17 protein-coding genes and 1 tRNA gene are annotated in these 21,504 nt (G+C 34.5%); 10 read left to right on the top strand and 8 right to left on the bottom strand.

Translation table 11 applies throughout. From position 1 onward, the window contains the following. Positions 1–10: 10 nt before the first annotated feature. From ACP7AV_RS00545 to ACP7AV_RS00535, 3 genes are all read right to left on the bottom strand, one after another. Complete coding sequence (locus ACP7AV_RS00545) at positions 11–1,390, bottom strand: porin (RefSeq protein WP_426090338.1); 1,380 nt, start codon at positions 1,388–1,390, stop codon at positions 11–13. 101 nt (positions 1,391–1,491) lie between these two features. Next, positions 1,492–1,911, bottom strand: a complete 420-nt coding sequence (locus tag ACP7AV_RS00540; protein ID WP_091204322.1) for an IS1/IS1595 family N-terminal zinc-binding domain-containing protein — start codon at positions 1,909–1,911, stop codon at positions 1,492–1,494. 641 nt (positions 1,912–2,552) lie between these two features. After that, a tRNA-Phe gene (locus tag ACP7AV_RS00535) sits at positions 2,553–2,625 on the bottom strand. 143 nt (positions 2,626–2,768) lie between these two features. On the opposite strand from ACP7AV_RS00535, the gene ACP7AV_RS00530 reads away from it, so the two are divergent. From ACP7AV_RS00530 to ACP7AV_RS00505, 6 genes are all read left to right on the top strand, one after another. Continuing rightward, positions 2,769–3,503 carry a type III pantothenate kinase gene (locus ACP7AV_RS00530; protein WP_426090337.1) on the top strand — a complete coding sequence of 245 codons (735 nt, stop codon included), beginning with the start codon at positions 2,769–2,771 and terminating at the stop codon, positions 3,501–3,503. Continuing rightward, complete coding sequence (locus ACP7AV_RS00525) at positions 3,496–4,746, top strand: hypothetical protein (protein WP_426090336.1); 1,251 nt, start codon at positions 3,496–3,498, stop codon at positions 4,744–4,746. The genes ACP7AV_RS00530 and ACP7AV_RS00525 overlap by 8 nt, the downstream gene beginning before the upstream one ends. A 40-nt stretch (positions 4,747–4,786) precedes the next feature. Continuing rightward, positions 4,787–5,341, top strand: a complete 555-nt coding sequence (lptC, locus tag ACP7AV_RS00520) for an LPS export ABC transporter periplasmic protein LptC (RefSeq protein ID WP_426090335.1) — start codon at positions 4,787–4,789, stop codon at positions 5,339–5,341. A 10-nt stretch (positions 5,342–5,351) separates the two neighbouring features. Further along, positions 5,352–5,549 (top strand): hypothetical protein, encoded by a 198-nt coding sequence (locus ACP7AV_RS00515; protein WP_091204314.1) that lies wholly within the window; start codon positions 5,352–5,354, stop codon positions 5,547–5,549. 3 nt (positions 5,550–5,552) lie between these two features. Continuing rightward, positions 5,553–6,812, top strand: coding sequence for a hemolysin family protein (locus ACP7AV_RS00510; RefSeq protein WP_426064498.1), 1,260 nt, complete (start codon positions 5,553–5,555; stop codon positions 6,810–6,812). Positions 6,813–6,920: 108 nt separating this feature from the next. Next, positions 6,921–9,017 carry a peptidylprolyl isomerase gene (locus ACP7AV_RS00505; protein WP_426090334.1) on the top strand — a complete coding sequence of 699 codons (2,097 nt, stop codon included), beginning with the start codon at positions 6,921–6,923 and terminating at the stop codon, positions 9,015–9,017. A gap of 101 nt (positions 9,018–9,118) precedes the next feature. Here the strand turns inward: ACP7AV_RS00505 and ACP7AV_RS00500 are convergent, their stop codons facing one another. Together ACP7AV_RS00500 and ACP7AV_RS00495 are read right to left on the bottom strand one after the other, a co-directional pair. After that, positions 9,119–10,036, bottom strand: a complete 918-nt coding sequence (locus tag ACP7AV_RS00500) for a GYDIA family GHMP kinase (protein ID WP_426090333.1) — start codon at positions 10,034–10,036, stop codon at positions 9,119–9,121. Positions 10,037–10,096: 60 nt separating this feature from the next. Then, entirely contained in the window at positions 10,097–11,413 is a 1,317-nt protein-coding gene (locus ACP7AV_RS00495; protein ID WP_426090332.1) for a hydroxymethylglutaryl-CoA reductase, degradative, read from the bottom strand. 179 nt (positions 11,414–11,592) lie between these two features. Between ACP7AV_RS00495 and ACP7AV_RS00490 the strand changes: the two genes are divergently transcribed. From ACP7AV_RS00490 to ACP7AV_RS00475, 4 genes are read left to right on the top strand one after another with little or no spacing between them, the layout of a single operon-like run. Next, positions 11,593–13,764: a S9 family peptidase gene (locus tag ACP7AV_RS00490; RefSeq protein ID WP_426090331.1), complete on the top strand. Its 2,172-nt coding sequence runs from the start codon at positions 11,593–11,595 to the stop codon at positions 13,762–13,764. Between the two features lie 9 nt (positions 13,765–13,773). Continuing rightward, positions 13,774–15,318, top strand: a complete 1,545-nt coding sequence (locus tag ACP7AV_RS00485; protein WP_426090330.1) for a peptide MFS transporter — start codon at positions 13,774–13,776, stop codon at positions 15,316–15,318. A gap of 4 nt (positions 15,319–15,322) precedes the next feature. Continuing rightward, the gene (locus tag ACP7AV_RS00480; RefSeq protein WP_426090329.1) at positions 15,323–17,128 is read left to right on the top strand and encodes a peptide MFS transporter; all 1,806 of its coding nucleotides are present in this window, start codon (positions 15,323–15,325) and stop codon (positions 17,126–17,128) included. A 44-nt stretch (positions 17,129–17,172) separates the two neighbouring features. Continuing rightward, on the top strand, positions 17,173–17,631 hold the full coding sequence (locus tag ACP7AV_RS00475; protein ID WP_426064491.1) for a thioredoxin family protein: 459 nt from the start codon (positions 17,173–17,175) through the stop codon (positions 17,629–17,631). 6 nt (positions 17,632–17,637) lie between these two features. Here the strand turns inward: ACP7AV_RS00475 and ACP7AV_RS00470 are convergent, their stop codons facing one another. The 3 genes from ACP7AV_RS00470 to lpxB all read right to left on the bottom strand — a co-directional run bounded on the left by ACP7AV_RS00470 (position 17,638) and on the right by lpxB (position 21,446). Next, positions 17,638–19,674 carry a ComEC/Rec2 family competence protein gene (locus tag ACP7AV_RS00470; RefSeq protein ID WP_426090328.1) on the bottom strand — a complete coding sequence of 679 codons (2,037 nt, stop codon included), beginning with the start codon at positions 19,672–19,674 and terminating at the stop codon, positions 17,638–17,640. Between the two features lie 95 nt (positions 19,675–19,769). Then, positions 19,770–20,288, bottom strand: a complete 519-nt coding sequence (locus tag ACP7AV_RS00465) for a C40 family peptidase (RefSeq protein ID WP_426090327.1) — start codon at positions 20,286–20,288, stop codon at positions 19,770–19,772. Positions 20,289–20,333: 45 nt separating this feature from the next. Beyond that, positions 20,334–21,446 (bottom strand): lipid-A-disaccharide synthase, encoded by a 1,113-nt coding sequence (lpxB, locus tag ACP7AV_RS00460; RefSeq protein WP_426090326.1) that lies wholly within the window; start codon positions 21,444–21,446, stop codon positions 20,334–20,336. Positions 21,447–21,504: the final 58 nt, after the last annotated feature.

Here is a 21,504-nt window from a genome sequence, read left to right as displayed (position 1 = left end):
TAAAATTAGTTTATAGATAGATTTGTAGTTGTACTATGAATTCTCCTTTTGATCCTGAGATGTTAGATGGGGAAGTGTAAACGGGTCTTGCTGAATATTGTGCTGTAATTTTAGCGTGTTGCCCGTCCAAGAAAAAGTTAGTTCCAAGATCAAATTGGGTACTGGACTTGTCTAAAGCGTCAAAGTTTTTATAAGTAAAAGCTCCAAAAGGTTGTACGCGAACTTTTGGTTTCTCTGCTTTGCTTGGTAATAAAATTCCGGCTTGCGTGTACCAAATGTTTCCTGATCCGATGGTAGGTTGTGCATTTCCTGGTCCGGCCAATGCTCTGCTTCCTGTGAAGTTTGGGTCAACGGAACCAATATTCATAATAGCTACGTTACGCAAATAATTTGGTCCAAAATCATAATCATAGAAAACGCTATAGCCAGTTACAGCCATTTTGTTTTCTTTTTTCCCAACAGGTAAATCAAGAAAAACATCCGCTGCAAAAAGATTGATATTGTGTTTGCTGATGGTGTTATTTACCGAAGATTTGGTCGCGTCAGGAGCCGTGTAAAAACCAGCACCAATATTGAACACTTTTTTAGTTCCAAGGTAACTGCCCACTTTATAAGGGAGTACATTAGCTTCCTGATCTAAAAATTGATACTCGAAATAACCAGCTTTTGACCATTTTGTGTTTCCGCTGTTGTCAACTGCTACGGCATTATCTGCGGTTGTCACATTGGTAGGAACTAAGTTTGTGGCGAACGGTTTATTGTAACTCAATCGGTATTCTAATTTACCGTATTTTCCTTTGGCAAATAAACCCATTTGTCTGGCAAATTGATCGGAGTTTTCAATTAGCGGCCAGTTAAAAATAGGAGCGTCAATTGTTAGAAAATTTAATGTTGAGGCCATTGTGGCTCTTGATAATCCCATATAATAATGCAATCCACCACCCAGAGTCAAACTGAATTTTTTGTCTTTTTCAGGTAAAACTAATGCATATTCGTTCCAGGCATCGTGGAAAAATATTCCTGGTTTTTTTCCGGCGCCATACCCACCAGTTCCGGAAGATCCTGCGGCACCTCCATTTGTAAAAGTTTGATTGTTGATACCAAAGTGTGTCACGATCATGTATCTTTTGGATAATTGAGAGTAGGCAAGAAAACGCAAACGTCTGTTCCCAATGTCAGTTCCAGTTGTAGCCGCTTCATTTCCAATCATTGTTCCTGGGTTCATTTGGCCGGAACGAAACCATATTTGGTTCCATGCAATAAAACGCATGTATTTTGAACCATCTTCGTTCAAATTGAATTTCATTCCGCTACCGTAATCAACAGAGCCTTGTGAAAAACCTTCTAAAGACAATAACAATATTGCCGCTGTAAAAAACATTTTTTTCATAAATAAAATTTTGGTTATTAAATGGTTGGTTAATAAAGCGCCAAATTCTATTATTTTATTGTGAAAAAAAATTTAGATATATTTATGTGTAAAGTATATAGTTAATCTTTGAATCGCTCCCATTTAATGAGCATAAACTTATCACCAAGCTCCGTTATAATCATTCCAGCCCCGGACAATAGCTCTTTGTTTTTTATATATTCAATAAGTTCTAAATGGCTTAAAATCTTATAGGTAGGGTGGTAGTTGGCGTGTGATGGTTTTTTTATGTTAAAGGTTTTTACCCAGTTGCTTACCGTAACATGGGAAACCCCGATGATTCGTTCTATTTCACGAAAACTCAAACCCTCGAGATAGAGTTGCAATGCTTTGGTAACATAATAATCATCTATCTTTTTTCCAATTTTATTGACCGTAAAGAAGTAATTGCATTTTTTACATAAGTACCTTTGTTTACTATTGATTATGCCGCTTTTTATAATGTGATTGCTCTGGCATTTGGGGCAGGTTAAAATCTCCATATATATAAATTTTGCATAAATATAGTAATTTAGCAACTATTGTTATTTGAATTTCGCAAAAATATTAGAAAAAAAGTACGAACCCTTTATTTTTGTTCAATTATTGGTGCGTTTTTAGTCAAGTAAAGTACTTTATAGAAAAGGTTTGATTTTCAGAATCCAAGGCGGTTTTGGTGAAATAATTCTTCAAAACAAATCAAAACGTGCGCTTTTTTTGAAATTAAAGAAAAGGTTTTGGGCTGCGGCGGTAGTTTAAAAACTGAAAATTCTCGCCTGTCTTTAATGTAAATTTTTGATTTGGGAAAATGTAGGGTATTTTAAAAAATGTGTCAGAGTGGACGAATTGCCGATGATTTTTTCGATAAAAATTCTGCTTTTCATTTCCTTTATAAATTTTTGTAGAAAAGTGGCTTCTTTTTTGTTCGTGCAATTAATAAGAATAACTACTTCCCAATCATTAGCATTTTTTGTAAATGAGTCTGAGTAAAGATGCTCATTGTGTTTTTATAATACTTTCATTACTGTTGTGCGTTTCTCCGATATATAATTTATTAACTGATTTTTAATAGAAAATATTAAGACGATGCATTTTCAAAAATAGATTAAAAACAAAAAACCCGAATATTTCTATTCGGGTTTTGTGGTACCTCCAGGGATCGAACCAGGGACACATGGATTTTCAGTCCATTGCTCTACCATCTGAGCTAAGGTACCTTGCTATTATCTCACTTTGCTCTTATTTTAGTAGGAGTTCAATGGACTTGTTTGCGGGTGCAAATATAGAATGATTTTTAGTTTATCCAAAACATTTTTTAAAAAAAATCAATTCGTACCTTCGCAACATCAAAAACCAAATTATGATTTTAGTTATCGACGTTGGAAATACCCGAATTAAAGCAGCTGTCTTTGAGGATACTACCCTTTTTGAAATTTTTGTTTTTTCGAAAATAGAACTTCAAAAAAATATTCAAAATATTTTAAAAAATTTCAAAAAAATTACTGATATAGTTGTTTCGTCAGTTGGAGATGTCGAAAAACAGTCATTTTTAGAATATAATCATGTTTTGAATGTGCATTTTCTGTCTCATGAAGATTCTTTTCCGTTCCATAACTCTTATGCGACTCCTAAAACTTTAGGGATTGACCGGATGGTTCTGGCTGCAGGAGCCACGCTTCGGTTTCCTAATCAGAATCGATTGGTTATTGATGCGGGAACCTGTGTTACCTATGATTTTATTGATGATAAAAATAATTATTTAGGCGGAGCGATTGCGCCAGGATTGCGATTGCGTTATGAATCGTTACACAATTTTACGGCGAAACTTCCTTTGTTGTCATTAGAAAGTCCAAGAGATCTAATAGGAACATCCACGTCTGAATCGATTCATTCGGGTGTGGTAAATGGTTTCGTTTATGAGATTGACGGTTTTATCGATGAATATAAAGCGAGATATTCAAATTTTATAATAATTTTAACGGGGGGCGACACAGATTTTTTGGCTAAACGATTAAAAAATACCATATTTGCCAATTCAAATTTTCTGTTGGAAAGTTTGAACCAAACATTTCAATATAAAATCAAAAATGATTAAAAAAATTCTAATAAGCGCATGTTTGCTTTTATCATTAGTGTCTTTTGCACAGGAAGGAACAGCGTCTCCATATTCCTTCTACGGAATTGGAGATGTACGGTTTAGAGGAACACTTGAAAACCGCTCTATGGGAGAAATCGCTATCGAACAAGATAGTATTCATATGAACTTACAAAATCCGGCGAGTTTTGCACATTTAAAGTTGACTACCTTTACTTTGGGTGGTACATACGCAACTACAAAATTGAAAACCGATACTGAATCATCAAATGCGCGCAGATCAACCTTAGATTATCTTGGGATAGGTTTGCCATTAGGTAAATTTGGAGTTGGTTTTGGTTTGATTCCTTATTCTTCTGTTGGGTATAAAATTTCATCTGTGTCAGAAGATCCGGCACAAAACAACAGACGATTTAATGGATCAGGTGGTTTAAATAAAGCTTTTTTTGGTGTAGGTTTTAAAATAGCTCCCAATTTTAGTATTGGTGCCGATGTGAATTATAATTTCGGAAAAATTGAGACTAATAATTTTGAGTATATCACTGATATTTCTATTGGTACAAGAGAGTTAAATACGGTAGATTTATCAGGAGTAAATTTTAATCTTGGGATGATGTACCAAACTAAAATTAACAAAAAAGTATCTTTTTTCAGTAGTTTGAATTACTCTTTAGAAAGTACATTAAAAGCTGAAAACACCAGAAATATAGCTACGGCACTTTACGGTTCAAATTTTGATTTGGTTATTGTTGACGTTCTTGGCGATGTAAAGACAGAAAAGAATTTGAAAATACCAAGTAAATATAATGCGCAAGCAGGTTTTGGTGAAGCCAGAAAATGGTTGGTAGGTGTTGGATACACATTTCAAGAGGCTGGTTCGCTGAATAATAATTACAATTCACTTGATAATGTTACTTACGAGAAACATTCAAAATACAGTATTGGTGGTTATTATATTCCAAATTACAATTCATTTTCAAATTATGCCAAAAGAATCACTTACAGAGGTGGATTCAGGTTTGAAAATACGGGCTTAGTAATTCATTCAGAGCCGATAGAAGATATGGCGCTAACGTTAGGAGTTGGATTGCCATTGACTGGAACATTCTCAAACGTAAATGTAGGTCTTGAATTTGGTAAAAGAGGAACAACTGCTGCAAAATTGGTCGAAGAAAACTATGCAAATGTAAGTGTGAGTTTTTCACTAAACGACAGATGGTTTGAAAAACGAAAATTCAACTAAAAAGAGATTTTTTACTAAAACTTCTTTGTAAGTTCAACGTATGACTTTATTCAAAAAATATTATCTTAAATGGATTGTCACAGTTTTTGCTGTGACACTCTTTTTTGGATGCGAAAGTAATTTTAAAGAAGTACAAAAAATTAACTTTTCTGAATTTGTTCCAAGTAGTGACGCGGACATGGTGAATCTGAAATACACGGATTCAGGACGGATAACCGCTATATTGGTAAGTACTAAAATGCTGGATTATGCCAGTGTCGAATTTCCTTTTACGGAATTTCCTAAAGGAATAGACGTTACTTTGTACGATAAAAAAGATAAAAAAACCTTTATTAAATCAAATTATGCCATTTCTTACAAAGGCACGAATATTATTGATTTACAGGGAAAAGTAAAAATATTCACCGAACAAGGTCAGACGCTGGAAACTGAGCAGTTATATTATGATCAAAAAAACGAGTGGTTTTTTACCGAAAGAAGGTTTAAATTTACGGACCCAAAAGGAATCTCTAACGGACAGGGAATTGATTTCAGTAAAGATTTTAAAGTGATTTATTCTCAAAAAATAACGGGCGAAGTAGAAACGAACGATTAAATACAATATTATGAATTATTTAAAATACACACAATACGTTTATCTTGTTTTTGGCGCTTATTTCATTTATGATGGTGTCACTAAATTGAATGATCCTGCATCAGGGAATTTTTGGCTGAGTTTCATGATAGCCGGATTGGCGATATTCATGTTTTTCTTTAGAAGAAAATTTGCCAAAAAATTTGAGGACCGTAATAAAAACTCTTAATTGATGGAAGTTAGTATTATCATATCGTGTCTAATACTAAGTGCTTTTTTTTCAGGAATGGAGATAGCCTTTGTCTCCTCCAATAAAATATATCTTGAAATCGAAAAAAAACAAGATAACTTTCTATCAAAAATACTTACAAAACTTACTGAAAAACCATCAAACTTTATTGTAGCCATGCTTATTGGAAACACTATAGCAATGGTGGTCTATGGTTTTTTTATGAGTCATGCGGTGATGAGATGGTTTGTAGCTTTGGGATATCATTTTTCAGATTGGGTGAATCTGCTGTTGCAAATCCTAATTTCGGCAGGAATTATTCTGATTACTGCAGAGTTTCTTCCTAAAGTTTTTTTTCAAATTTATGCAAATTCGTTTATTAAATTTTTTGCGGTTCCAGCTTATCTATTCTATAAACTATTCTATTTTATTTCTACTTTTTTCATAGGAATTTCTGATTTCATATTGCGGAAATTTTTTAAAACGGAAGGCGATACTATTCAGTTGTATTTTAGTAAAATAGAACTTGGCAATTATATTACGGAACAAATGAGTAGTGTGGAGGATAATGAATTAGTAGATTCTGAAATATTGATGTTTCAAAATGCATTGGAGTTTTCTGGTGTGAAAGCCAGAGATGTGATGAGTCCCCGTACCGAAATAATAGCGGTTGAGGTGTTTGATTCGATCGAAGAACTGAAGCAACTGTTCATTGATACGGGCTATTCCAAAATCGTGGTGTACCAAAAATCGCTTGACGATATTATTGGTTATGTACATTCCTTCGATTTATTCAAAAAACCAAGTAACATAAAGGAAATTGTGATTCCGGTTGAATTTGTTCCTGAAACGATATTCATAAAAGACGCTATGAATTTGCTGACCAAAAAGAGAAAAAGTGTAGCCGTTGTTTTGGATGAATATGGCGGAACGTCGGGGATCATTACAATTGAGGATATTGTGGAAGAACTTTTTGGTGAAATTGAAGACGAGCATGATTCCGATGAAGAGTTGATAGAAAAAGAGTTGGGCGAAGGTGTTTTTATTTTCTCGGCTCGATTGGATGTGGAATATCTAAATCAAACCTATAAACTTCACATTCCCGAAGGCGATTCTTACGGAACGCTTGGCGGTTTCATTGTCGATTTTACAAAAGAAATTCCTCAAAAAGGAGCTGTAATTACCATAAACTGTTATCATTTTGTCATTGAAGAAGCTACAAATAAGAAAATTGAATTGGTCAAAATGAGTGTGCAAGAGTGATTTTTATTATGAAAATAAAAATTCTTGCAAAATAAAACGCTACTACTATAATTATTAATTAGATAATTGTATTTTCGCAAACTGAATATATAAATTAACAACAATAAAATGGCAGTTTTACAAAAAATTAGACAACGTTCACTTCTTCTGATACTCGTTATCGGGTTTTGTTTATTAGCATTTATCATAGGTGATATATTCAATAGTGGTGGTTTCAGCAGTACATCAAAAGATGTAGGAAGCATCGATGGAAAAGATATTTCATTCGAAGATTTTAGAGTTAAAGTTAGTAATGTTGAAAAAGGTGGTCAAGGGATAACTTCAACTGAAGCAGCTAACAGAGTTTGGGAGCAAGAAGTTTCTATCGCTTTGTTGACGTCTGAATTTGAAAAATTAGGACTTAGAGTAGGGGAAAAACACTTATTGGAAGTTTTAAAATCAGATCAAAATATTGGTGGAAATCCATTGTTTTTGAATGCTGCAGGTGTTTTTGATGTTGCCAAATTCAAACAATATTTCAAATCTAATCCTGAACAAGCCCAATTTTTAAAAGATAGAGAGAAAGATGCGGATTTAAATGCCAAATATCAAATCTACAATACATTGATCAAAGCGGCAGTTTTTACAACTGAAAGCGAAGGTAAAATGAAATACGAGATGGAAGCAAACCAAGTCAACTTTGCTTACGTTGCCGGTTTATATTCAACCATAAAAGACAGTGAAGTAAAAATCTCTGATTCGGAGATTGTAGATTTCATGAAGAAAAATGAAAAGAAATACAAAGCAGACGAATCCCGTGAAGTAGAATATGTTTTGATTGAAGACAAAGCATCACCAGCGGATGAAGCGGATGTAAAATCGAAAATTAATGCATTGTTATCTGGAAGTGTAGTGTACAATCAAGCTACAGGTAAAAACGATACTTTAGCAGGATTTAGAACTACTACGAACGCAATTGACTTCGTAAATTCAAATTCAGATGTTCCTTACGATTCAACATACATTGCAAAAAAAGATTTACCGGCTGTAGATGCTGATAAATTGTTTAACCTTGCTCCAGGTCAAGTTTATGGTCCATATATCTTTGGAAATTACTACTGTATTTCTAAATCAATGGGAATGAAGCCAGGTGTAAATGCTAAAGCAAGTCATATTTTAATTGGCTATGAAGGAACTCAGGTTCCTAATCAAAAAGAAAAAAGAACAAAAGAACAGGCAAAAGCAAAAGCAGAAAGTATTTTGGCGCAGGTGACTGCTAATCCAGATAGTTTTATGATGTTGGCTTTTACAGCTTCGGATGATTCGTCTGCACAACAAGGTGGTGATTTGGGTTATTTTGGTCCAAACCAAATGGTGAAGCCGTTCAATGATTTTGTTTTTAATAATGCGATTGGTAAAGTTGGTTTAGTTGAAACTGATTTCGGTTTTCATATTATTAAAATTACAGATAAGCAAGACGGAATTCGTTTGGCTACTGTGGCTCAAAAAGTAGAAGCTTCAGAAGCAACTTCTGATAAAATATTTACGCAGTCAACTAAGTTAGAAATGAATGCTGCTGATAAAGACTTTAATAAAGTTGCAAAAGATATGGGACTTAAAGTTGCTCCGGCTGTCTCTGTAAAAGGAATGGATGAGAACTTTGGAACATTAGGAAATCAAAGAACTATCGTGAGATGGGCTTTTGAAGACGGAGTTAAAGAAGGAGCTGTAAAAAGATTTGAAGTAGCTAATGTAGGTCACGTTATTGCCAAATTAAAGAGTATTGACAAATCTGGTTTAGTTGCCGTTTCTGTAGCGAGACCTTATGTAGAACAAATACTAAAAAACAAGAAAAAAGCAGCATTGATCAAAGCTAAAATGACTGGTTCTTCACTTGAAGCAATTGCAAAAGCAGTAGGAGGAACGGTACAACAAGCAACTGGTCTTACTATGGAAAATGCGATGTTGCCAAATGTTGGTCCAGAGCCAAAAGTAGTTGGAAATGCATTTGCATTAGCGGCTAACAAATTATCTGCTCCAATTGAAGGAAATACTGGAGTATATGTTGTTCAAAATAAAAGTACTTTAAAAGCGCCAGTATTGAAAAACCATGCGCCATACGTTGCTAAATTGAAAGCACAAAGTGCTTCAGATGCGAACAGAGTTGTTCCTGCCTTAAAAGCTAACGCTAAAATTGAAGATAACAGACAAGATTTTAATTACTAGTCAAAAAGTAATTAATGACAATAAAAATCCCGATACATGCTAAATGTATCGGGATTTTGTTTTTAATATAGTTTTTGTCTAAAGTTATGTATTTATAAAAACTAGGATAATATCATTTCATCATAAGGAATTACAGTATTGTATCCTTTTGAAATAAAATAGTCAATTGGATTTTCAATTGCAATTGCCATCACAAAATCACCTCCCCAAGCTCCCAGACTCTTTATCACACCATTAAAATCAGGAAACAAAGACTCTTTTATAGTTTGTGTTTCCAGAATAATGCTCATTTGTATTTCGTGCTTTTGTATTGCTGCAGCAAAAGATTGAATTGTAGTCGCATTCATAACTTCAGAAGTTATCACGTCATTTATAGCAATCGTACTTGGCAGATTATTCTTTTTATTCATATTGTACGCTGCTATTGCGCTTTTGCTGCTTTGCTTTTTATTCAAATATACAAAGTAAATATTGTCTGTAAAATCCGGATTAAAGCGTACTTTTTCAACAATAGGATTACCTTTTTCCAAATGATATACAATAGGAGCGTCGTTTTGCGCGCAGGCAATATCGTAACCACTGCCTCCAAAACTGTTTTTAAGCAATGTAAAAGCATCGATTCGCAACCATTGGGCAATATTATTTATCAGAGTCGACGACGTTCCCAGACCCCAGCTTTTCGGAAATCCCAATTCAGTGGTGATTGTGTAGCCGTTTGAATTTAAAATGAAATCCGGATTTAATTTGAATGCTTCATGCAAAATGGTCGTAAGTGTTGACTTTACCGACTCATTTTCAGTTTGAACTTCCTTCACGATGTCAGAAAATACAAGGGTGTCTTCAAACCATATACTGCCATCAAAATCATAACTTTTCCAGCTGATTTCTTTGTTTTTCCCATCTTCTACAATGAGGTTTTGTCCTTTCTTTGTGGGTAATGCAAAGGCTTTTGCTCCATCAAGAACTAGATATTCTCCTGTGATTAAAAGTTTTCCGTTACTGTAGAATGTTTTTGTCATTAGTCTTATTTTAATCCCTGTCAGGATTTTAAACTCTGATAAGAATGTCGGAAATAAATGTTATTTTCTTAAATTTTCAATAAAGGTTACCACGGCGCTATGCGAAACAGTATTTTTTTTGAAATATTTCTGGATTAAAATACGTTCTTCATCAGTGGCTTCAAACTGATTGATGATGTTGTTCAAATGCATTTTCATGTGTCCTTCCTGAATTCCTGTTGTAGTTAAGGAGCGTAAAGCGGCAAAATTTTGGGCTAAACCGGCTACAGCTACAAACTGCATTAATTCCTTGGCGGATGGTTTTTCTAGCATTTCAAGCGATAATTTTACCAATGGATGCAGCGAAGTCAATCCACCTACAGTTCCTAATGCTAAAGGGATTTCCAACCAAAAAGTAAAAATGCCATTTTCGATTTTGGCATGAGAAAGACTTGAGTATTTTCCGTTTCGGGAAGCATAGGCATGGATTCCTGCCTCAACGGCACGGAAATCATTTCCAGTTGCCAAAACTACGGCATCTACTCCGTTCATAATTCCTTTATTGTGCGTTACGGCGCGATACGGCTCGACTTCGGCGATTTGGACAGCTTGCACAAATTTCTCGGCAAATTCTTGAGGATTTAAAATGTGTTTTTCTTGCAAGTTAGCAATCGGACAAGAAACTTCCGCTCTTACAATGCAATTTGGAACATAATTCGAAAGAATACTCATCACTACTTCAATGTCTTTCTCTGTTTCCGTGAATAAATCATAGTGGTGTGCTTCTTCTTTTAAGGTTTTGGAAAACTGTTCCAAACACGAATTGATAAAATTAGCGCCCATGCTGTCTTTGGTTTCAAAAGTGGCATGCAGCTGAAAATAATTAGGCAATAAATCGGTTTTGTCTTTTAGAATAATATCTAAAATTCCGCCACCGCGTTTCTGCATATTTGTTGTAATCGATTCTGTCTCTGAGAAAAATTTGTTTTTGTTTTGGGCAAAAAATAAGTTCAGTTTAGAAACATCTCCTTTATAGATAAAATGAACCTGTCCAATTTTTTCGGTGTTGATTACAGTTGTTTTAAACCCGCCACGAGTGGACCAAAATTTAGCAGCTTTTGCGGCAGCGGCAACCACAGAACTTTCCTCAATTGCCATGGGAATGGTGCTGTATTTTCCATTAATCAGGAAATTAGGAGCAACTCCCAGCGGAATGTAAAAATTGGTTATCGTATTTTCGATAAATTCATCGTGTAATTTCTGTATTTTTTGATCAGAATTCCAATAGTTCTTCAGCAAGGCGACGGCTTCTGTAGGTGTTGAAAAATATTGATTGGCAATCCATCTAATTTTTTCTTCTTTGGATAATTTAGAAAATCCGCTAATAGCCTTGTTCATTCTCAATTGATTATGGTGTAGATAGTTGCAAAGATACGGTTTTAGCCGTTTTATTTACAATCAAATTATATTCAGTGAAAGGTTATTTTTAATATTGTTTTTTACATTTAACATATAAAATGACCATTAATTGTAATTTTTTCACTAAAATTGACGGTTTTTATCTTTAAATAAATAATATGTATTCGAAAAAAATTATAGCATTATTTTTATTCTTATGTTTCACGGTTGTTGGTCAACAAAAAATCACAATTGATGAAATTTATAACGGCACATTTCGCGCTCAGGGAATGGATGAATTGCAGTCGTTGAAAAACACAAATCAGTACACGGTTTTGAATGCCGACAGACAGTCCAGAAGCATGCAGATTGATTTGTATGATTTTGCAACATTAAAAAAAGTAGCTACACTGATAGATACAAAATCCCACAAGGATTTATCAAACGGGATTGACAGTTACACTTTTGACGCTGCGGAGAAAATGATTCTATTGGCTTGCAACACCAATCAAATCTTCCGTCACTCGTTTACTGCTGATTATTACTTGTATGATATTGCCAGAAAAAAACTAAAAAAGTTGTTTGATTTTCAGGTTCAGGAACCTACTTTTTCACCCGATGGAAAAAAGATGGCGTACGCCAAAGAAAATAATCTGTATGTATATGATTTAGCTTCTAATAAATCAACTCCAATTACTACAGATGGAAAGAAAAACAGCATTATAAACGGTATTACGGATTGGGTTTACGAAGAAGAATTTGCTTTTGTGAAAGCTTTCGATTGGAGCGCAGACAGCAAAAAGGTGGCATACATTCGTTTTGACGAAAGTCAAGTTCCGGAATTTTCGATGTCAATGTTTGGAAAAGAGTTATATCCAACAATGCAAACGTTTAAATATCCAAAAGCCGGTGAGAAGAATGCGTTGGTTTCCTTACATATTTATGATGTAAATTCAAATGGGGTTAAAAATATAAATCTCGGTAATTACAACGATTTTTATATTGCCAGAATGAAATGGACAAATGATGCGAATACATTGTCTGCGCAGGTGTTGAATCGCCATCAAAATAATTTAGATTTATTGTTTATCGATGGTAATTCAGGATCTGCAAAAGTAGTTTTGAACGAAAAAGATAAAGCATATGTTGATGTTACGGATAACTTGACTTTTTTGAAAGACAACAGTTTTATTTGGACAAGCGAAAAAGATGGTTTCAATCATATTTATTTATATGATAAAAACGGAAAATTGAAAAATCAACTGACCAAAGGAAAATGGGAAGTGACGAATTATTATGGTTTAGACGAAAAGACGAATACTGTTTTTTATCAGTCGGTGGAGAATGGATCTATCAACAGAGACGTTTACAAAATAGGTCTTGACGGAAAAAACAAAGTGCGTTTATCTCAATATACAGGAACGAATTCGGCAACATTCAGCCCAAATTTTCAACACTATATTAACACGTTTTCAAGTGCGGCTCAACCAACAACATATACGTTGAACGATGCTAAATTTGGAAAACAGGTTCAAGTTATTGAAAATAATGAATCATTGGCTTCAAAACTAAAAAACTATAATTTACCGGCGAAAGAGTTTTTTGTTTTGAAAACGGCAAAAGGGAATGAGTTAAATGCTTGGATGATTAAACCGAAATATTTTGATCCGGCAAAAAAATATCCTGTTTTCATGTACCAATATTCTGGTCCAGGTTCACAACAAGTAAACAATGAGTGGAATAGCACCGATGATTACTGGTTTATGATGTTGTCACAACAAGGGTACATTGTTGCTTGTATTGACGGACGCGGAACTGGTTTTAAAGGAGCTGATTTCAAAAAAGTGACTCAATTGCAATTAGGAAAGTACGAAGTGGAAGACCAAATTGACGCTGCTAAAGTGATAGGAAATTACGCATTTGTGGATAAAGCTAGAATTGGTATATTTGGCTGGTCGTATGGTGGATTTATGTCTTCTAATTGTATTTTGAAAGGAAATGATGTTTTCAAGATGGCAATTGCTGTAGCTCCAGTAACGAACTGGCGTTTTTATGACAGCGTGTACACGGAACGTTACATGCAGACACCACAGGAAAATGCAAGTGGGTACGATGATAATTCACCAATAAATCACGTGGACAAATTAAAAGGAAAATTCCTTTTGATTCACGGTTCAGGAGATGACAATGTGCATGTTCAGAACTCGATGCAAATGATGGAAGCTTTGATTCAGGCTAATAAACAATTTGATTCCCAAATTTACCCGGACAATAATCACGGGATTTACGGTGGAAAAACCAGAATTCAATTGTATACAAAAATGACTAATTTTATCAAAGAAAATTTATAACAGCGCTTTATGACAAACGACGCATTGAACAAGGAAGAATTTTTTGGACATCCAAAAGCGCTTTTTATATTGTTTTTTACCGAAATGTGGGAACGGTTTTCGTTTTATGGAATGAAAGCTTTGTTGATTTTTTATCTGACAAAGTACCATTTGTTTTCGGATACTTCAGGGAATTTACTGATTGGAAGTTACGCTGCTCTCGTATATGCAGTGCCAGTTTTAGGCGGCTTTATTGCGGATCGTTATTTAGGATTTAGAAAAGCGATTGTTTTTGGAGGTATTATGTTGGTGCTGGGTCATATAGGAATGGCTTATGAAGGGAATGCCGCAACAGAATCCATTACTGGAGAAATTACTCGGGACGAAACCGCCTTACAAATATTTTACTTTTCATTATCGTTAATTATTGTCGGAGTTGGTTTTTTGAAAGCCAATATCTCTTCATTAGTGGGAGAATTGTATGAAAAAGGAGATAAAAGAAGAGATTCTGGGTTTACATTGTTTTATATGGGAATCAACTTAGGGTCTTTTATGGCTACGCTGATATGTGTTTGGCTTGGCGAAAAATACGGTTGGAGTTATGGTTTCGGTGCAGCTGGAGTTGGAATGTTTTTTGGATTATTAACTTTTATTTCCGGAAGAAAATTATTGATGGGAAAAGGAGAATCGAAAAACCCATCTTTCTTAGAGAAAAAATCGTTTGGACTTAAAAATGAATGGTTGATTTACATCGGAAGTGTTTTGTCAACGTTATTGTTTTGGCAAATGGTCCAAAATCACGATGCAGTTTCATGGGCTTTAAAAATTGCGGGTGGAATTTCTTTTATTTATATCGTTTATTATGCTGTTACGCAACTCGATGGTAAAGCACGTCACCAATTGATTGCTTTAACTATTCTGATTGTATTTACGATTGTCTTCTGGGCATTGTTTGAGCAAGCGTACACCTCCATGAATTTATTTGCCGACAGAATTTTAGACCGAACTATATTTGGTTACGAAGTATCTGCGGGACAATTCTTAAGTCTTAATGCGTTGTTTATAATTTTATTAGCTCCGGTTTTTGCATGGATATGGCCAAATTTAGGAAAATACAATCCTAATACAGCCGTGAAATTTGCTTTTGCATTAGCTTTCGTTGGTTTAGGCTTTGGAGCATTAGTTATGGGGATAAATCTTTCTGGCGCAGGAAAAGTAGCGGCGATCTGGCTAGTATTAGCTTATTTTTTACATACTTGTGGGGAATTGAGTTTATCACCGGTAGGACTTTCTGCAGTGACAAAGTTATCTCCGGCAAAAATCGTCGGGTTCATGATGGGCGTTTGGTTCTTGGCAACAGCCAGTTCTGAATTTATAGCTTCTATTTTAGCGAATATTGCTTCTGTTGACACTTCAAATGGTACAGCACCGGATTTAAATTTGGCTAAACAGAGTTATTTAGTACTTTTTGAATACTTATTTTACACAGGACTTGGTTTTGGATTGCTACTATTAGTACTTTCGCCACTCATAAAAAAATTAATGCACGGAGTAGATAACGAATTAAACAATTAATAATATGACTCAAAATACTACAGATCAATTTTTTAAAAGCACCGTTTTAGGGCATCCTGCGGGACTATTCGTTTTGTTTTTCACAGAGATGTGGGAGCGTTTCTCATTCTACGGAATGCGTTCTTTATTAATATTATTTTTAACTGCGTCCTTTACAGATGGCGGTTGGGAATGGACTCGTGAAAATGCTTCTGCATTATTTGGTTCGTACGTAGGTTTAGTTTATTTATCAACCATGTTAGGAGGTTATTTTGCCGATAAAGTAATTGGTTTCAGATGGGCTGTTGTTGTTGGAGCCTCTTTAATGACTTTAGGACATGCTTCTATGGCCGTTGAAACTGAATTTTCAATTTATTTAGGATTGGTATTGTTGGTTTTTGGAAATGGTTTCTTTAAACCAAACATGACTTCCATCGTATCTGAAATGTACAAAGACCGTCCTGAAAAGAAAGATGGTGCATATACTTTGTTTTACATGGGTGTAAATGCCGGAGCGTTCTTCGGGATTTTACTTTGTGGTTATTTAGGTGAAAAAGTAGGTTGGACCTACGGATTTGGTTTAGCCGGAATCTTCATGTTCTTCGGAATGTTACAGTTTTGGTTGTCTCAAGATATCTTTGGGGATATTGGTTTGAAACCAAGTAAAGAAAGCAAAGCAAAAGCGGAAGCTTTGGACACTGATAAAAGAAATCCTTTTACTCCAATACAATTAGCAGCAATTGCTTTCTCTTCTATTTTAGCGTTATTGTGGCTTGTAAATGATCCTGCTTCTAAAATATCAGGTGGTAAAGTAAACGTTTTTTCTTTCCTTGGACCGAGTGGAAATGCTATTGCAATTGTCTCAGCATTAGTTGTATTTATCATATTATTGGTTTACAGATTTACTCAATATTCTAAAATTACTAAGGAGAAATTAATTGCAGTTACATTTTTTGCGTTTTTGACTATTTTCTTTTGGGCAATATTTGAACAATCACCAAACAGTTTAACTATTTTCGCCAGTGACTATACGGATCGTGTTTTAACCGGCAATTGGAGCGTAGTGTTTTTAGTCATGAATTCATTGATTACTATTTTACCTTTAGTAATTATTACTTGGGTTTTATTCTTATTATTCAAACAAACATTCAAGTTGTATGCTGTTGCAAATATTATTCTAAGCATCAGTTTTATCATTATCTGGGCAATAGCAATCTGGATGTTGACTAAAGATTATTACACCGCAGGATATTTATCCTTATCAGATGAAACCTTGCAAGCATTGAAAATTGACAAAGTAACCACGGCATTAACGGAAGTTCCTGCTACATGGTTTTCTACTTTAAACTCCTTGTTTATTATTTCATTAGCACCGTTGTTTTCTAAATGGTGGGAAAGTAAATACAATCCTTCTGCGAATTTAAAATACGGAATTGGAATGGGATTATTAGCGCTTGGAATGGCTTGTGTAGCTTTTGGCGCAAGCGGAATTGAAGCAGGTGCCAAAACAGCTTCAGTAAGTATGATTTGGTTGATTTTAGTGTATCTTTTCCATACCATGGCTGAATTGTGCATCTCTCCTGTTGGATTGTCTTATGTGAGTAAATTAGTTCCGGCTCGTATGATTGCTTTCATGTTTGGTGTTTGGTACTTGGCGGTAGCAATTGGTATGAAAGGTGCGGGTATGTTTGGAGAAAACATTGATAAAATCGCCAATGAACACGGATTGAGTTACTTCTTTTGGATGTTGACTAGCATTTCCATCGTGGTTGCTTTATTCTCTGTAGCGATGACTCCGGTTATTAAAAAACTAATGCACGGTGTTCGTTAAACTTTAGGCATCATTTTTGATTTTAAACCAATAAAATTATAAACATGAAGAAAATTATAGTTGCTTTATTACTGTTTGCCGGCTCATTTGCAGCCGATGCTCAAGAACTAGTTTGGGAAACCAATGTCACCAAGGCGATGGAAATTTCGAAGGAAACCAAGAAACCATTATTGTTGTTTTTCACCGGAAGTGATTGGTGCGGATGGTGTATTCGTTTGCAAAAAGAAGTTTTGAAAACACCTGAATTCGCGGTTTGGGCCAAGGAAAATGTAGTTTTAGTCGAATTGGATTATCCAAGGAAAGCGCCGCAGACACCTGACATTAAAAAACAAAATAGTGAATTACAAATGGCTTTTGGAATTCAAGGGTTCCCAACCATTGTACTTGCAAATGCCATCACAAAAGACGGTAAAGTTAATTTTGAAGGTATAGGAAGTACAGGTTATGTAGCCGGCGGACCTTCAGCTTGGTTAGCTGTAGCAAATGGTTTTCTGAAAAAATAAAAATTTTTAATTCAATTTATAAAATCCCTTTTCGGCAGTTGCGTGAAAAGGGATTTTCTGTTTTTTACAACTAGCTTTCCATAGTTTTTGAATGTTTTTAAAGTTTGACGCATCAGCTATAACTAATTTGGGTTTCATTATTTGAATCAAACGGTCTGCGTTTATTTTTGCCGATTGTGTCAATACGACAATATCCGGATTGATGTTTTTTGGATAAATTCCCGAGCTGTCTAACACAAAAATCTTTTTCCCATTAAAGAAGATGAAATTTTGAAGTCGCTTTTTCTGTTGTAAAGTGCTAAAGTTTTCAATGCGATAGGATTTTAATAGATTGTTTCGCTGGGCGGTTTTCAAAATACTGTCATTGGCATAAATTAAAATGTTTTCACCATTTCTCTCCGCAATCAGGGTGCTTTTTCTGCTGTTGAAAACGATAAATTCCTCTTCGGTTTGAATTTTATACGCTATTGTAAAATATGAAAATTGTACAATGAGGATGGAAATCAAGACCATGGCCAATTTATTAAAACTTGGTTTTTTGAACCAAATGATTAACGCAAACAATAGTAAATAAGCGCTAAGCAAAAGATAAAAGTGAAGTGGAATATCCTCAATAATGAACTGTTCCAAGGAGGCAATTGCGTTGATGATTTTATTTAAATAATAAATACTCCATTCCAGCAGTTGAGACAGGAATAAGGGAATTATGTTGAACGCTGCTAAAAGCATTACCAAAACACCTAAAATCATAATGATGCTTAGTATCGGAATAATGATCAGATTAGTGACAAAGAATAAACCGGGAAATTGATGGAAATAATAAATGCTCAGAGGTAAAGTGCCTATTTGTGCCGCAAAAGAAACGGTAAGGATATCCCAAATATATTTAGAAACTTTGTATTTTGGTTTCCAAATGGAAGATAAAAGTGGCTGCAGCCAAATGATAAAAAACAGAGCGATATAACTTAATTGAAAACCAACATCAAACAGGAAAGAAGGTTCGAAAAGTAGAATCAACAATATAGAAACTAATAATGTGTGATAAATATTCACACTTCTCCGAAGATGATTTCCAATCGCTACAAACGAAAACATAGTTACGGAACGAACCACTGAAGGTGCTAAACCGGCAATGATCCCGAACATGGATAATGAGATAAGAATAGTGATTAACTTTATAAAAGAACCTCGCTTGGTATTGGGAATTGGTTTTAGAATAAAGGTTACAAAAAGCAGAATGAATCCAATATGCAATCCAGAAACGGATAAAATATGTACTGCTCCGGCATATTGATAATCCCGAATTATGTCTGGTGAAATATCTTGTTGTTGTCCCATTATTAAAGCAATGGCGACATTCAACTCGGTTTTGTTGAAGTCGTTTTTTTCTAAATTGCGAATAATTCGGGTTCTCAATTTAGAAGAATAATACCAAATGTTTTTTTCTATTTCAGTTCCAATTTTTATTTCGTCAACATCAGCATACAGCTGCGCATAGATTTGTTTGTTTTCAAGATATTTGCTGTAATCAAATTGGTTTGGGTTATTTGGCGGTTTGTTTTTTGTTAAAGTGCCTTTTATCAAAAAAGAATTCCCAACTTCAAGAACGTGATGCAAACTGTCATTTTGAATGTTTAATATGATTCTTCCTGTTTTTTCTTTCTGGTCGATATGATTAATAATGGCTAAATAACGATCGCTAAACGTTGAACTTTTCAGCTTTTCTCTGGTCGTTAGTGAAATGATATGCGGTTGTTCAAAAATTTTCTTGTTGTGAGTGTAGTTGTTTTTTTTGAAAAGATCGGTATGAATGATTTGCGTTGAAAGACCAATAATAACGGAAAGAAAATAAGTTCCGATTCCAAAATAAAGCGAGAATTTACTGTTTTTTTTGGATAAAAAATACAGCATTACAAAAACACTGATGAATATGAAAAGTACAATGAACAGTGCCTTGATTGAGAGCTGGAAATAATGTCCAAAAAGCAAACCGATAACAAACCCGAATGTAATTCTTGCTAGTGGGAATTGTAGTACTTTCATAACTCTAAAGTACACATTTTTAGTAAGAAACAGATATAATTATTTCTAGATTTTTTATAATTTAAAAACTAAATTCTTTCCCAAAAGAGAACTAATTAAAGAACACGGTTGATTTGGACGAAGGTTTTTTTGTAGTAAGGTTCTTTGGTCGAGGAGATAATTACTCCTTTTGAAGTGGAGGAGTGAATGAATTTTATTTCTTCATCGGTTGCTTCAATCACGATTCCAACATGATTAATTTCTTTGTTTTTATTCGTTTTAAAAAAAATTAAATCGCCTTTTTGGGCTTGTTCTTTTTTTGGATTTAAAACAATGCCAATTTTTGATTGTTGAAAGGAATTCCGTGGAAGACTAATATTTTCCGAATTAAAAATGGTGTACATTAAACCCGAACAGTCAAAACCAGCTTTTGTTGTGCCAGCATATTTGTATTTTACACCCAAATTTTCAATAGCTGCATCGATTAATTGTTCGGCTAGTTGATTTGCTTTTCTCCTTTCGGATCGAGTTAATTTCTCTTTTGACTCTCTTTCTTTTGAAGTTACAATGGAGGATGTCGATTTACAAGCGGTAAAAAAGATGCCAAGGCACAGAAGGTATAGTAATCTTTTCAAAAGAGTTTTTTTAGATGATTTTAAAATTTGGAAATAAATTACAGATTATTTTAAATCATTTACAATCAATGCAGCCGTTTTTTCACTGGCTCCAATTCCGCCTAATTGCTCTTCTAGTAACGCATATTTTTTTAAAAGCGTATCGCGATGGTCCGTTTTTAATATTTTTTCGAGTTCTTCCCTAATGCGTTTTGTAGTGCATTCGTCTTGAATTAATTCGGTCACCACTTCTTCATCCATAATCAAATTCACTAATGAAATGTATTTGAGTGTAATAATTCGTTTCGCAATTTGGTACGAAGCCCAACTGCCTTTATAACAAACTACTTCAGGAACTTTAAACAGCGCCGTTTCCAGTGTTGCAGTTCCTGATGTGACTAAGGCTGCAGTTGCATTTCGCAATAAATCATAGGTTTTGTTTGAGGTGAATTTTATGTTTTCCTGCGTGATAAAATTTTGGTAAAAAGAAAATTCCTGACTTGGAGCACCTGCAATTACAAATTGATAGTCCGGAAAATCTTTGACCACACTGAGCATTACAGATAGCATTTTAGTAATTTCCTGCTTTCTGCTGCCGGGTAAAATGGCGATAATTGGTTTGTCGTTTAATTGGTTTTCTTTCCTGAAAAGAACGGGATCAACTGATGAATGATCGTGAATGGCATCAATTAGTGGATGACCAACAAATTCGACTGGAAAATGATGTTTGTCCTCATAAAACTTTTTTTCAAAAGGTAAAATCACATACATTTTATCAATATCGCGCTTGATATCTGTAATTCTGCTTTCTTTCCATGCCCAGATTTGCGGAGAGATATAGTAATGGGTTTTCATTCCCAATGCTTTTGCCCATTTGGCAATTCGCAAATTAAATCCGGGATAATCGATGAATATAAGTACGTCAGGCTGAAATTTAAGAATGTCTTTTTTACAGATATTTATGTTGTTCAGAATTGTTTTTAGATTAAAAATCACTTCGATAAATCCCATAAACGCTAATTCACGATAGTGTTTCACTAATATACCGCCAACATTTTTCATTAAATCACCGCCCCAAAACCGAATGTCAGCATTAGGATCTTTTTTGTATAGCTCTTTCATCAAATTAGAACCATGCAAATCACCTGAGGCTTCTCCTGCGATTATATAATATTTCATGTTTTTTCGATTTGGAATTTTTAAAATCAAACAGACAAAATCATTTTTGCTGCAATCA

Source organism: Flavobacterium sp. DSR3-2 (genome assembly GCF_049896525.1).
GTDB lineage: Bacteria > Bacteroidota > Bacteroidia > Flavobacteriales > Flavobacteriaceae > Flavobacterium.
Note: the sequence above shows the minus strand (reverse complement) of the source record. Positions and strands in the feature narration are given on the sequence as shown.